We start from the raw sequence: 14,581 nt of genomic DNA, 5'->3' as shown, positions 1-14,581 counted from the left end.
GGACGAAGAGGGGGGAACGCCTTGCGCAGCAGCAGGTACCTGTCCGCTACGGCCGTTGCCGTGGCCGTGCTCACAGCCGTGACCGGTCCGGCCCCGGCCCAGGCCGCGCAACAGGCCGGCGCGAAGCCGCTGGTGCGCGCGGACGCGGACTACAACGGCGACGGATACCCGGACCTGGCGATCGCCGCCCCGAACGCCACGGTCGGCGGCGTGAAGAAGGTCGGCCTGGTCTCGATCGTGTACGGCTCCGCCACGGGCCTGCGGTACGACAAGCAGCAGCTGGTCAGCCGGGCCACCCCGGGCATCCCGGGCGAACCGACCGGGGACTGCTGCGGGTGGGGTCTCGACGCCTCGTACGGCGACCTCGACGCAGACGGCTACGACGACGTGATCCTCAGCGGCTCGGCCAGCACGCCGCTCGTTCTGTGGGGCAGCGCCGCCGGCATCTCGGGGGGCACCGCCATCCGGCAGGCCGGCGCCGCCAACACCATCGCGGCCGGCGACGTCAACGGCGACGGCAAGGCGGACCTCGTGATCGCCGGCCGGAACGGCGGTCCGGAGGCGGAGCACTGGGGCCTGCGCATCCAGTACGGCCCGCTCGACCGGGCGACCGGGGCGCCCGCCTCGACGGTGTTCCGCAACACCCAGTCGATGGACGGGGTAGCCGTCGACGGCGTCCAGGTCGACGACATCACCGGCGACGGCATCGCGGACATCATCGCCACGGGCACCGGCACCAAGATGTCCGAGGGCTACCGGGGCATCGTGCTCAAGGGCACGCGCGCGGGCCTGAAGAAGGGCGGCACGCTCGACGCCCGCCTGGGCGTCGAGCTCGGAGACATCAACGGCGACGGCTACCGCGACGTCGTGGCCGCCCCCGACTCCATGTTCGACGGCGACATGCACGGTGCGATCTCGGTCACCTACGGCGGCCCGGACGGCGTCAGCAAGACCCTCCCCGCCCGGCTCATCGACCAGAACACCCCCGGCGTGCCGGGGGTCAACGAGAAGAGCGACCTCTTCGGCTACGCCGTGGCCCTGCGCGACGTCGACCGGGACGGCTACGCGGACGTCCTCGTCGGCGCCCCCCGTGAAACGGTCGGGACCGGCCCGTGGGGCGCCGGCTCGATCACGCTGCTGCGCGGCGGGAAGGCGGGCGTGACCACCACCGGCGCCCAGGTCGTCACCCAGGGCACCGCGGGCGTCCCCAGTGCCTCCGAGACCAGTGACCACTTCGGCGAGAGCGTCACCTTCGTGGACGGCAATGCCGACGGCCGTGCGGAGGCGTACGTCGGCGGCCCCGGCGAGGACAACTGGGTCGGCCGCCTCTGGCAGCTCCCCACCACGCCCCAGGGCCTCACCGGCACCGGCTCGAAGTCCTTCAACCTCGGCGGCGGCCACGGCTCGGCCCACTTCGGCGACTTCCTCGCCAAGTAGCGGACCAGCCTCGTGACGGGCCTCGGACCCGGGCCGCCCGGCGCGGGGCCGGCCCACGTCTGGGGAGGCGGCGGTGCCTGCGCACCGGGCGCCGGGGCGCCTCGTTCTGGGTCGGCGCGCTCCCCTTGGCCCGTAGTCATGCGACACGGACCTCCCGCCTGGGATCGTCCGAGCCTGCCGATCTATTCTGAACGCGTTCAGTCAGGTGTGGGGGATGTCGATGAGAGCTTCAGTGAGACGGTGGTCGGCTCTGGTCGCCGTGTTGGTGTGGGCCTGCGTTGCTTGTGCTGATTCAGGGGGAGGCGCGGCTCGCATTGACCAGTCGGCGCTCGTGGGTGAGTGGAGCAGCCCGGGTGGCGCCCTTCTCCGCCTGGGGGCGGACCGCGGCATGACGGGGGAGAGGCTGAACAGCGCGATGCTGGGTGGCACATCATGCCCGGACGCTGCAACCGGGCGCTGGAGCTTCTTCAGTTCGCCGGACGCTGCTGGTTCCATGTTTGCCGACGACGGTCTCACCAGCGGCGATACGGTCTCTCTGAGCATCGATCCTCCGGAGGGCTTCTGCCTCATGTCGGCTCTGGTCCAACGTGACGAGCAGGGATTCAATCTCTGCCTGGTGGAAGACCTTGACTCGGGCTGCTCCGCCGAGGAACTTCTCCGCCTCCGGTCGGCGCGGGAGAACCGGGCTGCGAAGTGACTCGTACCGACAGATGCTGAAGGGGCATCACCACCCGGGCCGTCGCCTCGGTCGACGCGTCCTGCGTTTGCTTCGCCGAGTCGGCGGCAGTCACGTCAGACGGTGATGACCGTCTTGCCCAGGAGCTCCCGGGACTCGATCGCCTCGTGTGCCGATGCGGCGCGCTCGAGGGGGAAGGTTGCGCCGATCACCGGGCGCAGGGCGCCGCTCGCCGCGGCGTGCAGGGCCTGTGCTGCGAGCTCGGCGTGTTCGTGGGCCGCCAGTTGGACGTCTCCGATACCGAGCAGGCGGACACCTCGGGCCTCGGCGTCCGCCCGGTCCACCGGAGCGAAGCCGCCCGTCGGGGCGCCGTGGGCCGAGAACCGGCCGCCGTTCGCGACCAGGGCGAACGCGGCCAGGCCGACCTCGCCGCCCACCCCGTCCAGCACGACATCCGCCCCCGCGCCGCCGAGTGCGTCGCGGGCCTGATCCACCCAGTCGGGCCGGGTCGCATCGACGACGGCATCCGCGCCCAACTCCCGCACCAGGGCGGTCTTGCGCCCGCCGCGTGCCACGCCGACGACCCTGGCGCCCGCGGCCTTCGCCAGCTGGACGAGTACGGTGCCCATGCCGCCCGACGCGCCCACGACCAGCACCTGTTCCCCTGACCGGACGGCCGTGGCGTCCAACAGCTTGGCCGCCGTCACGCCGTCGTGCACCAGGGCCGCGGCGTCGGTGAAGCCGACCCCGTCGGGTACGACGGCCAGTGCCTCGACCGGGGCCACGGCCAGCTCCGCGTAGCCGCCGGTGAAGCCGACGGAGGCGACGACCCGCCGTCCGGTCCACGCCGGGTCCACGCCCTCACCGACGGCGCGGACGGTGCCGGCGATACCGCCGCCCGGCACGTACGGCGGGGTGACGGGGAAGAACTCCCGGCCCCAGCCGCTCCGCACCTGGGTCTCCACGAAGATCGTGTCCGCGGCCGCCACGGCGACCAGCACCTGCCCCGGTCCCACCACCGGCTCGGCCACCTCCGCCGCAACCAGTACCTCCGGGCCACCGAACTCGATCACCTGTGCCGCACGCATGACGTCCGCCTCCGTTCCGGCCACCGGACTCTCCGCCGGCCGTGCCACAAGCCTCAGATATCAAGTGCACTTGAGGTCAAATGATCATTCCGCACCCTTCACACACGGCTCAGGCGTCCTCGCCAAGCGCCGCGGCCAGTTCGGCCGCCTCCGGCCGGCCCAGTTCGGTGTAGAGCGCCAGCGCGGCCCGGCGGTCGGCGCGGGCCTCCTCGGACCTGGCCAGCTGGAGCAGGCAGCGGGCCGAGCCCGCGAGGGCGCGTGCCTGGTCGGAGCGGCTGCCGGTGGACCGGCCCAGCTCCAGCGCGGTCCGGTGGTGCGCGAGCGCCTGCTCGGCCTCGCCGAGGGCCAGCAGGGTCTCGCCGAGGCCGTGGTGGGCGTTGGCCAGGCTGCCCTGGTCGCCCAGCCGCGCCGCGAGCGTCATGGCCTGCCGGAAGAAGGCCGAGCCCTGGGCGTGCCGGCCCGACCCGAGGTGGAGCAGGCCGAGGATGTTCAGGGTCTCGGTCTCCGCCGCCGGGCTGCGGATCGCCCGGTGCACCTCCAGGGCCCGTTCCAGGTACCGGCCGGCGGCCGCCCAGTCGCGCCGGTTCACCTCGACCAGGCCGAGGTTGTTCAGCGCCGCGCCCGCGCCACCGCGGTCCCCGATCTCCTCGTAGACCCGCAGGGCGGCCTCCAGGCCGGCGACGGCCTCCGCCAGGCGCCCGGACTGGCGGTGCACGATGGCGATGTTGTTGAGCATGTCGCCCTCCGCCGACCGGAATCCGGTGGCGCGGTGGATGTCCAGGGCCCGCCGGTAGTGCTCCAACGCCTCGGTGAACCGGCCGAGCCGTTCGTGGACCAGGCCGAGGTTGCCGAGTGAGGAGCCCTCACCGGGCCGGTCGCCGAGCTCCCGGCGCAGCGCCAGCGCCCGCCGGTGGTGCTCGAAGGTCTCCGGCATCCGCCCCAGGCGCTCGTGGACCTGGGCGAGGCTGTGCAGCGCCGTGCTCTCCGCCCGCCGGTCACCGCGGCGGACGGCCAGTTTCAGGCCGGCGGTCAGCCGCTCCAGCGCCTGCGGGTAGCGGGCCAGCCGGTACTCGGTGACGCCCAGCCGCAGCAGGGCGTCCGTACGCTCCTGCTCGGTACGCGCCGCCGCCAGCGCCAGACCGTGCAGCGTGTGCGCCTCCGGGTAGCGGCCGGTCACCTGGAGGTCGTGGTGGAGCACGGCGGACAGCGTGGCGAGCCGGTCGGGCCAGTCGCCCTCCGCGGCCGTGCCGGCGAGCGCGAGCAGGTTGGCGCGCTCCGCGTCCAGCCACGCCCGGGCCCGCTCGGGCCGGTCCAGCTCCGGGCCCGGCACGGCCGGGCGGCCGACGGCAGGGCGGTGGCCGCTCTCGTACGGGTAGAGCAGGTCCATGGCCGCCGCCGCGGTGTGGGCGGCCTGGTCCAGCAGGCGTTCCAGGGCCCCGCGTCGCTCCGCGGGGGCGTCCTGGCTCGCGGTCAGCTCCCGGGCGTAGTCCCGCAGCAGGTCGTGCGAGGTGGAGCGGCCGGGGCCGACCGGCTGGGTCAGGTGGGCGCGCTGCAACTCGTCCAGGACCCGGTGGGCGTCGGCGGGGGAGGAGCCGGTCAGGGCCGCGACGGCGTGCGGGTCGACGTGCCGTCCGGGGTGCAGTCCCAGCAGCCGGAAGGCCCGGGCGGCCGGCGGCGGCAGGTGCCGGATCGACCAGGACAGCACCGAACGCAGGTCGGTGAACGGGTCGTGGTCGCCGCCGAGCAGGTCCAGTCGCCGGTGCTCGTCGGCGAGTTCGGCGGTCAGCTCGGTCAGCGTCGCGGCGCTCCGGGACGCGGCGAGTTCGGCCGCGATGCGCAGGGCGAGGGGCAGCCGGGCGCAGCGCTCGGCGAGCGGGGCGAGGGCGCCGCGGGCGCTGTCCTCGCGGTCGCCGACCAGGCCGGCGAGCAGGCGGACGGCATCGTCCAGCGGGAGCAGGTCCAGGGTGATCCGGCGGGCGCCGTCCCGGGCGACCAGACCGCCCAGGCTCTCCCGGCTGGTGATCAGCACGCCGCAGGAGTCGCCGGGCAGCAGGGGCCTGACCTGCTCGGCGCGGTGGGCGTTGTCCAGTACCAGGAGCATCCGGCGGCCGCTGACGGCGGACCGGAACCGGCCGCTCAGCGCGGTGGCCGAGCCGGCGGCGTCCCGGGGCAGGTCCGTGCCGAGGGCGTGCAGGAACTCGGTCAGGACCTCCTCGGGCCGGCGCGGCCGGTCGGGGCCGTACCCGCGCAGGTCGACATAGAGGCAGCCGTCCGGGAACCGCTCCCGGGCCCGGTGGGCCCAGTGCAGGACGAGGGCGGACTTGCCGACGCCGGCGGGCCCGGTGACCGCCACCAGGACGGCGGGGCCGGGGTGCGCGGTGCCCTCCGGCATGGTCGCGGAGAGGGTGTCGAGTTCGGCAGTGCGTCCGACGAACGGCTGCTGGCCGGGCGGGAGTTGCCAGGGCGCCGGCGGGCCGGCCGCCGGGGAGGGGCCCGTGTCGGCGCGGGGCAGGTCCAGGGCCGGGTCGCCGCGCAGGACCTGCTGGTGCAGTGCGCGGCTGGAGCTGCCGGGGGCCACCCCGAGTTCTTCGTCCAGCAGGGTGTGCAGGCGGCGGTAGGCGTCCAGCGCCTCGTGCTGGCGACCGCTCCGGTACAGGGCCAGGATCAGCTGACCCCAGAGCCGTTCGCGCAACGCGTGTTCCTCGACCAGGCCGCGCAGTTCGCCGACCAGCTCGGCGTGCCGGCCGAGCGCCAGCCGGGCCTCGATGTGGTCCTCCAGAGCGCCGATCCGGGCGTCCTCCAGGGCACGGGCCTGCTCGTGTACGGCCGGGGGCAGCGGGAGTCCGGCCAGCACGGGGCCGCGCCACAGGCCGAGCGCCCGGGTGAAGACCTCGGCGGCGGCGCCGGCCCGCCCTTCGCCGAGCGCCCGCCGGCCCTCGGCGGCCAGCGCGGTGAAGGCGAGCGCGTCCAGGCCCTGCGGCCCGGCGGTCAGCGTGTACGTGCCGGCGGCCGAGCTCAGGGCCGGGCCGTCCGGCGAGCAGGCGGCGAGCAGCCGGCGCAGGTCGGCCGCGTACTGCCGGAGGTTCGCGGCGGCCGAGCGGGGCGGGCCGTCCGGCCACAGCGCCTCCACGAGCAGGTCCGCGGGGGTGCTGGTGTTGGCGCGCAGGGCGACCGTGCCCAGGAACACCCGGGCCAGCCGGCGGGGTGGCGCAACGACCCGGTCACCGGACCCGGCCTCCAGCGGACCGAGGACGCGTAGCTGCACGGCTCTCCTTCAACTCGGGCCCACAGGTGGGCGGTTGGCGCCCGGTGACCCGGGGTGGCCAGTATCGCCGACCCGCATATGCCGTCGTATGCGCGGACGTATACGGGCGCCGCCGAGGATGGGCGCACCGGGCCGCGGACGGCGGCCCGGCCACCATCGATGGGGAGGACGACATGCAAGGACGGACGGCCGACGGGTCCGCGCTGCGGCGCCTGGTGCTGACGGTCCTGATGGCGCTGTGCCTGGGCGGACTGACGGGCGCACCGGCCTCGGCGCAGGGGGCGCCCGGGGTCCGGGCGGGCGCGGCGGCGGTGTCGGCGCAGGCGGCCGACACCTGCAAGCCGGTGGTGCAGGGCGCGTTCGCCACGGCGACCTGTACCCGGGACCCGGGGACCCGGTGGTACCTGTACGTGGTCTGTCGCACCTGGGACGTGAGCCAACCCGGCTACCTCGCGTACGGCAACATCGTCAACGGCAGCGGGACCTCCAGCGTCGGCTGCTCGGGCGGTACGTTCGTCAACAACGCGCTGATCTACACCTACCCGCCGCAGCCGACCGCCGTGACCGGTCCGATCGTCGGTGTCTTCTCCGGGAAGTGCGTCGACGTCGACAACGGCTCCAACCGGGACGGCACGCCGGTGCAGATCTTCCCGTGCAACGGGACCGGCGCGCAGACCTGGTCGATCGTCTCCGACGGCCGGATCGTCGCCCTCGGCAAGTGCCTGGACGTGAAGCACAACGGCACCGCCAACGGCACCATCGTGCAGCTCTTCACCTGCAACGGCGGCGGCAACCAGCAGTGGACCCGGACCGCCGACGGCGGTCTGCGCAACCCGCAGTCCGGCAAGTGCCTGGACAACCTCGGCTTCAACGCCGCGGACCGCGCACCGCTGGGCATCTGGGACTGCAACGGCCTCAGCAACCAGCAGTGGACACTCCCGACCGCCTGACCAGCACCACCACCATCCCCAGCACGACGGCCGGCCCCGGCACCGCACCCCCGTACCCGGGGGGCGGCGCCGGGGCCGGCCTCGTCGCAGGCGGGCGGCCGCCGCGGTCAGCGCAGGGCGTCGGGGCGTGCCGAGCGGGGCTGTGAGGGGTGCGCCTGCCCGTCCTCGGCCGGCTCGCCCTCGGCCACCGTGCCGGTGAGGTGTTCCAGCGTGCCGGTGAGCTCCAGGAGCCGTTCCAGGCGGGCGGAGCGGTTCTCCAGGTACAGGCGGACCCCCGCCGCGTCGGTACGCCGGCGCAGCATCAGGAGGTTGGACAGCCCGAGGGCGTCGATGCCCGTGACCCCGGCGCAGTCCAGGCGCAGTTCGCGCGCGTCCGGGTGGCCGCCGAGTGCGCGGGCGGCCGCGTCCAGGAGCAGGTGCGCGCTGCTGTGGTCCAGCTCGCCGCACGGCGTTATGCGGATGCTGTCGGCGCCGACGACGCAGGTCAGGTGGAGGGGATCGGGGGAGGCGGTGCTCATCTGGCCTTCCTGTAGGTGGTGATGAGGCGGTCGGTGGCGGTGCGGAGCATGGCGGTGGCGCGGGGGAAGTCCTGGAGCTGCCGCCCGAGGAGGTCGAGGGCCGGGGGCAGCGATGCGGCCGGGACCCCGCGTGCGGTGAGGACGTCCGCGGTCCAGAGCAGGAAGTCGGTGAAGAGGGCGGCGTCGCCGGTGTAGAGGGCGGCGGCGAGGAATTCGGTGATGTGGGCCAGGTCTTCGGCGGTGCGCTCCCGCTGGGCGTCGTCGTAGGCCCGGACGGCCGGGTAGGCGTCCGCCAGCCCGGCGAGTACCGCGCTGACCAGCCGCGGCCGGGCCCTGGTGACCAGGGTGTACTCCTGGTCGGCGAGGTGCGGCAGGTCGTCGATGACCTGGTGGTCGGGCTTCGGGGCGGCCAGCGGCCCGCGGTCCAGGACCCGGGCCGCGGTGCGCGCGTCCGGGGCCCAGGCGTCGGCGCCGAGCAGCCGGGCGTAGCGGCCGTCGCCGCCGAAGGCCGCGCCGCCCACGATCACGGGTACGGCCACCGCCTGGCAGGCGGTGATCGCCGCGTGGGCGGCGGGCAGCCGGGTGGGTACGGACGCGGACAGGGCGACCACGTCCGCGCCGGTGCGGTGCAGGTGGCCGATGAGGTGGTGGGCGGGCACATGGGCGCCGAGGTAGTCGACCTGCCAGCCGTGCAGCGTGAGGACTTCGGAGAGCAGCCGGGCGGGCAGCGCGTGCCAGTCGCCGTCGACGCAGGCCACGGTGATCCGGCCGCGGGCGCGTCCGGTCCGGGCCGCGCCGGGGTGCCGGGCCACCAGGGCCGCCATGCGCTCGCTGATGGCGGTCGCGGCGTGCTCCTGGGCGACGGTGAAACGGTTCGCCATCCATTCCTCGCCGACCCGCGCCTGCACGCGGGCGATCACGTCGAGCAGCAGCTGCTCCGCGTCCAGGCCCGACGCCAGGCCGTCCTCGACGACCAGCGCGGCGGCCCGTTCGTCGCCCGCCGCCACGGCCTCCCACAGCCGGGCCGTCAGGTCGGCGGCCGCCGGGCCGGGCCGGGTGCCGGGCGCGGCGGGAGCGCTCACGTGGTGAACCTGCCCTTGGTGCGGCCGTCCACGGCGCTGAGGTGGTTGCTGCGGGGCGCGGCGATCACGACCACGGCCATGTCGTCGTGCCGGCCGCTGCCGACCCAGGCCGCCACGGTCATCTGGACGTGTTCGACCACCGCCTCGGCGGGCATGCCCGCGCAGTGCGACAGGGTGCGGCGCAGGCGTTCCTCGCCGAACTCCGTCCCGCCCAGGGGCCCGCCGCGGGCCTCGACGATGCCGTCCGTGTACAGCACGCAGGCCTCGCCCGGGCCGAGGACCACCTCCACCGGTACGGCGCTGACCTCCGCGAGGGCGCCGATCAGCGTGCCCCGGGTGGCCGCCTCCTCGACGCGCCCGTCCGCCCGCAGCACCAGCGGACGCGGGTGGCCGGCACTGGTCAGCCGCAGCTGCACGGTGCTGCCCCGGCGCTGGGCCGAGGCCAGCACCATGGTGGCGTACCGGGCGTCGTGGGTGTTGAGGAGCGAGGTGTTGAGCAGGCCGAGCATCTGCTCGTGGTCCTCGGCCATCGGGAGCAGCGCCTGCAGGGTGTTGCGGATCCGGCCGGTCAGAACGGCGGCTTCGAGGCCCTTGCCGCACACGTCGCCGAGCACCACCAGGCAGGGACCGCCCTCGACGACGGCGGGGTGCACGTCGTAGAAGTCGCCGCCGACGCGTTCGTGGTCCTTCGAGGGCCGGTACCCGCCCGCGTACTCCACCCCTGCCACCTGCCGCAGGGTCGGGGGCAGCAGGGCCCGCATCAGCGTCTCCGAGATCGAGGCCTGTTCGGCGTAGAGGCGGGCCGCGGACATCGCGACCCCGGCGCGCGCGGCGAACAGCCGGGCGAAGACCTCCTCGGCCTCGGTGAAGGCCGCGCTGCGCTCGCGGCGCAGCAGCACCAGCGCCCCGGCCGGCACGCCGTGCCCGGGCAGCGGCACAATCGCGATCGCCCCCACCGCCCCGAAGCCCTCCGGCACCAGCCAGGACGGAGCCGCGGCCGGATCGATCCAGCGTGAGGGGACCGGCGGGAATCCCTGAAGGGCCTCGGCCAGGCCCGGTACCCGGGACGCGTTCGCCGACACGCTCGAGTGCGCGGGTTCCATGCCCCGGCGGGCCGTCACGACGGGGAGTTCACGGCCGTGCCCGGCGGCGATGACCACGGCGGCGTCGGCGAGTTCGTCGGCCGCCAGCCGGGCCGTGATGCCCATACAGCGGTCCAGGTTCAAGGACGACAGCAGCAGGTTGGAGGCGCGCGTCAGGAACGCCGTGCGCTCCCGCTCCGCCGTCAGGGCGTCCCGGGCCTCCCGCTGGTCGGTGTCGTCGACCAGCCACCACACCACGCAGCCGTCGCCGCGCGAAGCGGGATGGGCCGCGTACGTCCGGCCGGCCACCGCGCCCCGGGCCACCGGATCCCCGCCCGGCCCGGCCTCCCGGTGCGCCCGCGGCGCGGCGACGGTGAGCCAGTCGGGGGCCACGTCCGCCAGCGCGACGCCGGGGCGCGCACCCGGCAGGACGAGGGCGGCGGCCTCGTTGACGGACACCAGGACCGCCTGCCCGTCCGTCATGAACACCGGGTACGGAGCGCCGTGCCAGGGGCCGCGCCCGGCGTCCGGATCGGACGTTGCTGCCTGCGTGGAGTTCACCACATGCTGGAGGCCCGCTGGGCGGACCCCTCACCTCATTGGGTCGAAAGTTAAATAATTGCCTCATGGAAACTATCCCCTGCCCGGAGCCGTGGCAAGCGCGCCATCTCCCCACGGCGGCCGTCGCCCGGACGACCCGTCAGATCACCGGCGGGTCGGTGCGCGGCCGAGCGCGGGGCGCCCGGGCCGGCCGCACCGGTCGCGGCGACGCGCCGGCGGAGGAGCGGGCCCTGTGCTGCGGCGCCTGACAAATGGGCAGCCGGCTGACACAGTGGTGCAATGCCCAGAGCCTTCCACGCCCTCCCCGACACGCAGGGAGTGCCGCAGGCGTGCGCGGTCGCGGAACTGCTCGAAGTGCTCTGGCGGCCCGGCCACGAAGCCGCCGCGACGCCCGTGCCGCCCTCCCAGCTGCGCGCCCTGACCGTGATCGAGCAGCGCGAGGGCATCAACCTGCGCGACCTCGGGGAGGTCCTGGGCTCGGCGGCCCCGGCCGTGAGCCGGCTGTGCGACCGGCTGGAAGCCGCCGGACTGGTACGCCGTTCCAGGGCCACCACCAGCCGCCGCGAGGTCGAACTCAGCCTCAGCCGCCAGGGCCAGGCCGTACTCGCCGACGCACGGGCCCTGCGCTCCGCCCGCACGGCCGAAGTCCTCGCCAGGATGTCCCCCCAGGACCGGCGGGCCCTCGCCGACGGCCTCACCGCCTTCCGCGACGCCGCCGCCGGCCTGGTCGGCCTGGACGCGGCGGCGGACGCTCCGGCCGGCCTCTCGGACACCGCCTGACCGGCCGGCCCGCGATCCCGTCGCGGCGTCCGGGCCGGGCCGGAGGGCGCCGGCCTTACGCGTCGGACGCCGCGGGCCGGCCGAACCAGTCGAGGCACGTCACCAGCGCGTCGTCCTCCGCGGCCGCGTCGCGGTAGTCCGCCAGGGTCTCCAGGATCGCCCGCGGGACCGCCGCGGCCGGCAGCAGACTGGTGGCATGGATCGCCCGGGCCAGCGCCCGCTCGCTGTAGGCCACACCGCTGCGGTCCGCGGCCCCGTAGACGCCGTCGCTGACGAACACCAGGCGGTCGCCCGGCAGGGCCTCGAAGGCCTGGGGCACGTACTGCGACTCCTGGAACATCCCCAGCGGGAACTGGGCCTCGAAGGTCACCCGCTCCACCGATCTGTCCCGGTACCGCCACAGCTGCGGTGAGCCGGCGTCCACGACCTCGCCCCGGCCCGTCGCGAGCTCCAGGCAGAGCAGGAGCGTCGAGACGTACTCCCGCCCCTGGTGCCGGCTGTGGACGGCCTGGTCGGCGAGCGCGGCCTGGTCCGCGATCCCCACCCCCGCCCGGCGGGCGTTGCGCAGCGCGTTGACCGCCAGGTTGGTGAGCAGCGAGGCCTGGATCCCCTCGCCCATCCCGTTGGTGACGGTCAGGACCAGGGTCTCCGCCGTGGTGGACCAGTCGAAGTTGTCCCCGTGGATGTCGTACGCGGGCTCCAGCTGTGCCCCGATGGCGTACTCCGGGCGGGAGCAGGAACGCCCCGGCAGCAGCTGCCACTGCATCTCGGCCGCCAGCGTCAGCCGGCTCGCCCGCCGGGCCTGGAGGTAGACGTCGGTGTCGCGTTCGGCCACCACGATCTCGTGCCCCAGCAGCTCCGCCACGTCCTGGAGCTCCCCGACGGTCTCCGGGCCCGACAGCTCCTCGGGCATCCGGACCGTCAGGATGCCCAGCCGGTCCCCGCGTACCGTCACGGGCAGGTGGAGGTCGAAGGTGTTGCCCTCCGCCGAGTACTGGCCGTACGGTTCCTGGCTGCCGAACGCCCGTCCCTGCGGGGTGGTCCGCACGTCCAGCGGGTCACCGGTGTGCGGGAGGGCCGTGACCCGCTGGAGCACCGTCAGGCTGTAGTCGGCCATCAGCAGGTCGACCCCGATGGCGTCGTAGTGCGCGGTGAGGGCCGAGCGGACGGCGCGCAGGAGATCGTGCGGAGCGGCCGTGCGCAGGGCGCGCTCGACGGCCAGGAACCTCGTCATGGCGAGCATCATTTCTCACGGAGGGCTCGTAGGCGGGACAACGGGCCGACTCCCGCCGATCCGTACGACCGGACCCGGCCGGCCGCGTGGACGCGGAGCCCGTCGGCATCCGCCCCGAACCACAATTCATCATCTAAAAAGTTGCCATGCGGCAACTGACGACATGTTACTGCCTGCGTCGACCCGGCGGTGCGGGCCGGGACCGGGAAACCACCGCGGGGCCGGAGCTGCAACGGCGGTGCCTGGAGCCTCCGGTGAAATGCGGTTGGTCGGTTCAGCGCAGTTTGTGAGGATGTCGGACATGCTCGGGTGCGGCCGTTCCGCGGGGCGTCGTTCGGCGATCCCGCCGTTCGGCGGCCTCCGGCCCGGTTCGGCCCCTGCTCCACCGTTCGTACGCTCGCACTTCAGGACACGTCATGCCCTCGACCCACGACCCGGCCCTCCCTGCCGAGCCGGCTGCGCTGCTGATCACCGGAACGGTCGGGGTCGGCAAGACCTCCACCGCCGACCTGCTCGGCGACCTCCTGGCCGATGCCGGTCTTCCGCACGCCGTCATCGACCTCGACCGCCTGTGCCAGGCCTGGCCGGCCCCCGATGACGACCCGTTCCAGCAGCGCCTCCTCCTCGCCAACCTGCGCGCCGTGACCGCCACCTACCGGTCCGCCGGGGTACGGCACCTCGTCCTGGCCGGTGTCGCGGAGGACGCGGCGCAGCGCGACGCCCTGCAGGCCGCGGTCGGGGTGCCCTTGCGGGTGTGCCGCCTGACCGCGGACCTCGGCTCCGTCCAAGCCCGGCTCCGCCGCCGGCACGAGGCCGACCACGACACCGAGTCCCTGCCGTGGCACCTCGAGCGGGCCGCCGAGCTGGACTCCGTCCTCGACCGGGCCGCGGTCGCGGACCTGGCCGTGGACACCACCCGCCGCACACCGGCGGACGTCGCGGCCGCAGTCCTCGAAGCCACCGGCTGGAGCCGGCCCGGGCCGTCCGTGTAGCGGTGAACACCCCGCCGGCGCCCGGACCCGGGCGCGTCCCGTCCGCGCGCACCGCCAGCGGTCCCGTCGGCCGTGTCGGTGGCGGCCTCAGCGCTGCCAGGTCTGGGTGATGTTGCCGCCGGGGGTGAGGGTCACCTTCAGGCCGGAGGGAAGCAGGGCGGTGGGCTTGGTGCGGGAGTCCAAGGCGGTGCGCCGGGTGTCCTTGCGGTCGTGGAGGGTGGCCCTGTAGGTGCCGTTGCCCTTCTTGGAGATCTTCGCGACACCGCCGTCGCGCAGGCTGACGTAGCGCTGGCCCGTGCGGGTCTTGACGGCGTCCTGCGTGAGGGTCCCGCCGTGCCGGAGGGTGACCTTCAGGCCGGAGGGGAGGGTCTTGGTCGCGCCGGGCCGGGCCAGGGCGCCCTGGGGCTCGCCGGCGCGGTCGAAGAGGTCGGCGCGCGGGGTGCCGAGGATCCAGGTGACCTTGGCACGGCCGCCGTCCTCGAGCTTGACGGTCCGCACCGGGACGCGGTCCTGGGGCTCGGTCTGCCGGCCGGTGTCGGAGGGGACATCGCCCGCAGCCGTCGGCGCGGTGGCGGACGCGCGGGCGGGCGAGTGGGCGGCGGCGACACCGATCGGCAGGCTGATACCCGCCACGACGACTGCGGCGACGGCCACGGTGCGGAGGTGCCGGCGGCGGGCCTGGTGCTGCGTGCTCATGCGGGGAGTCCTTGCGGAGTGGTGGGGGAGGGGGCGACAGCGGCGGCAGCAGGGCGCGTACCGCTGCGGTGCGTACGCCACGCTACGGACCCGATATCTGGATGATCCGTACGAAAGGTAACAACCGTCGGGAGCCCGTCTCGCAGTCCTGTTGCAGCGCCCCGCCCGCCCGGGCCGTGCCTGCCACCGCCAGTCCCTCGGCACGACGTAAAGACCGCGT

At 74.7% G+C, this 14,581-nt stretch carries 12 protein-coding genes; 5 read left to right on the top strand and 7 right to left on the bottom strand.

Features of this window, described 5'->3' with window-relative positions:
* Positions 1-60 precede the first annotated feature (60 nt).
* Both AB0O40_RS12545 and AB0O40_RS12540 read left to right on the top strand, forming a co-directional pair.
* Positions 61-1,437, top strand: coding sequence for an FG-GAP-like repeat-containing protein (locus AB0O40_RS12545; RefSeq protein WP_365039052.1), 1,377 nt, complete (start codon positions 61-63; stop codon positions 1,435-1,437).
* Positions 1,438-1,825: 388 nt separating this feature from the next.
* Entirely contained in the window at positions 1,826-2,134 is a 309-nt protein-coding gene (locus AB0O40_RS12540; RefSeq protein ID WP_365039049.1) for a hypothetical protein, read from the top strand.
* Between the two features lie 95 nt (positions 2,135-2,229).
* Here the strand turns inward: AB0O40_RS12540 and AB0O40_RS12535 are convergent, their stop codons facing one another.
* Both AB0O40_RS12535 and AB0O40_RS12530 read right to left on the bottom strand, forming a co-directional pair.
* Entirely contained in the window at positions 2,230-3,201 is a 972-nt protein-coding gene (locus tag AB0O40_RS12535; protein WP_365039046.1) for a zinc-binding dehydrogenase, read from the bottom strand.
* Positions 3,202-3,310: 109 nt separating this feature from the next.
* On the bottom strand, positions 3,311-6,466 hold the full coding sequence (locus AB0O40_RS12530; RefSeq protein WP_365039043.1) for a BTAD domain-containing putative transcriptional regulator: 3,156 nt from the start codon (positions 6,464-6,466) through the stop codon (positions 3,311-3,313).
* Positions 6,467-6,639: 173 nt separating this feature from the next.
* On the opposite strand from AB0O40_RS12530, the gene AB0O40_RS12525 reads away from it, so the two are divergent.
* Entirely contained in the window at positions 6,640-7,416 is a 777-nt protein-coding gene (locus tag AB0O40_RS12525; RefSeq protein WP_365039041.1) for a ricin-type beta-trefoil lectin domain protein, read from the top strand.
* Between the two features lie 107 nt (positions 7,417-7,523).
* Here AB0O40_RS12525 and AB0O40_RS12520 read toward each other — a convergent pair whose 3' ends face one another.
* The 3 genes from AB0O40_RS12520 to AB0O40_RS12510 are packed head-to-tail and all read right to left on the bottom strand — an operon-like array spanning position 7,524 to position 10,581.
* Positions 7,524-7,934, bottom strand: a complete 411-nt coding sequence (locus AB0O40_RS12520; protein ID WP_365039038.1) for an STAS domain-containing protein — start codon at positions 7,932-7,934, stop codon at positions 7,524-7,526.
* Positions 7,931-8,965: a cobalamin-dependent protein gene (locus AB0O40_RS12515; protein ID WP_365039141.1), complete on the bottom strand. Its 1,035-nt coding sequence runs from the start codon at positions 8,963-8,965 to the stop codon at positions 7,931-7,933. Before AB0O40_RS12515 ends, AB0O40_RS12520 begins: the two co-directional genes overlap by 4 nt.
* A 47-nt stretch (positions 8,966-9,012) precedes the next feature.
* Positions 9,013-10,581, bottom strand: a complete 1,569-nt coding sequence (locus AB0O40_RS12510) for a GAF domain-containing SpoIIE family protein phosphatase (RefSeq protein WP_365039035.1) — start codon at positions 10,579-10,581, stop codon at positions 9,013-9,015.
* Positions 10,582-10,938: 357 nt separating this feature from the next.
* On the opposite strand from AB0O40_RS12510, the gene AB0O40_RS12505 reads away from it, so the two are divergent.
* Entirely contained in the window at positions 10,939-11,439 is a 501-nt protein-coding gene (locus tag AB0O40_RS12505; protein WP_365039032.1) for a MarR family transcriptional regulator, read from the top strand.
* Between the two features lie 55 nt (positions 11,440-11,494).
* Here AB0O40_RS12505 and AB0O40_RS12500 read toward each other — a convergent pair whose 3' ends face one another.
* Positions 11,495-12,673, bottom strand: coding sequence for a PP2C family protein-serine/threonine phosphatase (locus AB0O40_RS12500; protein ID WP_365039029.1), 1,179 nt, complete (start codon positions 12,671-12,673; stop codon positions 11,495-11,497).
* A gap of 416 nt (positions 12,674-13,089) precedes the next feature.
* Between AB0O40_RS12500 and AB0O40_RS12495 the strand changes: the two genes are divergently transcribed.
* Positions 13,090-13,665: a hypothetical protein gene (locus AB0O40_RS12495; protein ID WP_365039026.1), complete on the top strand. Its 576-nt coding sequence runs from the start codon at positions 13,090-13,092 to the stop codon at positions 13,663-13,665.
* Positions 13,666-13,752: 87 nt separating this feature from the next.
* Here AB0O40_RS12495 and AB0O40_RS12490 read toward each other — a convergent pair whose 3' ends face one another.
* Complete coding sequence (locus AB0O40_RS12490) at positions 13,753-14,361, bottom strand: hypothetical protein (RefSeq protein ID WP_365039023.1); 609 nt, start codon at positions 14,359-14,361, stop codon at positions 13,753-13,755.
* Positions 14,362-14,581: the final 220 nt, after the last annotated feature.

It is taken from the genome of Streptomyces sp. NPDC089919, assembly GCF_040684615.1.
Lineage (GTDB): Bacteria > Actinomycetota > Actinomycetes > Streptomycetales > Streptomycetaceae > Streptomyces.
This window is presented reverse-complemented; position numbering and strand designations above follow the sequence as displayed.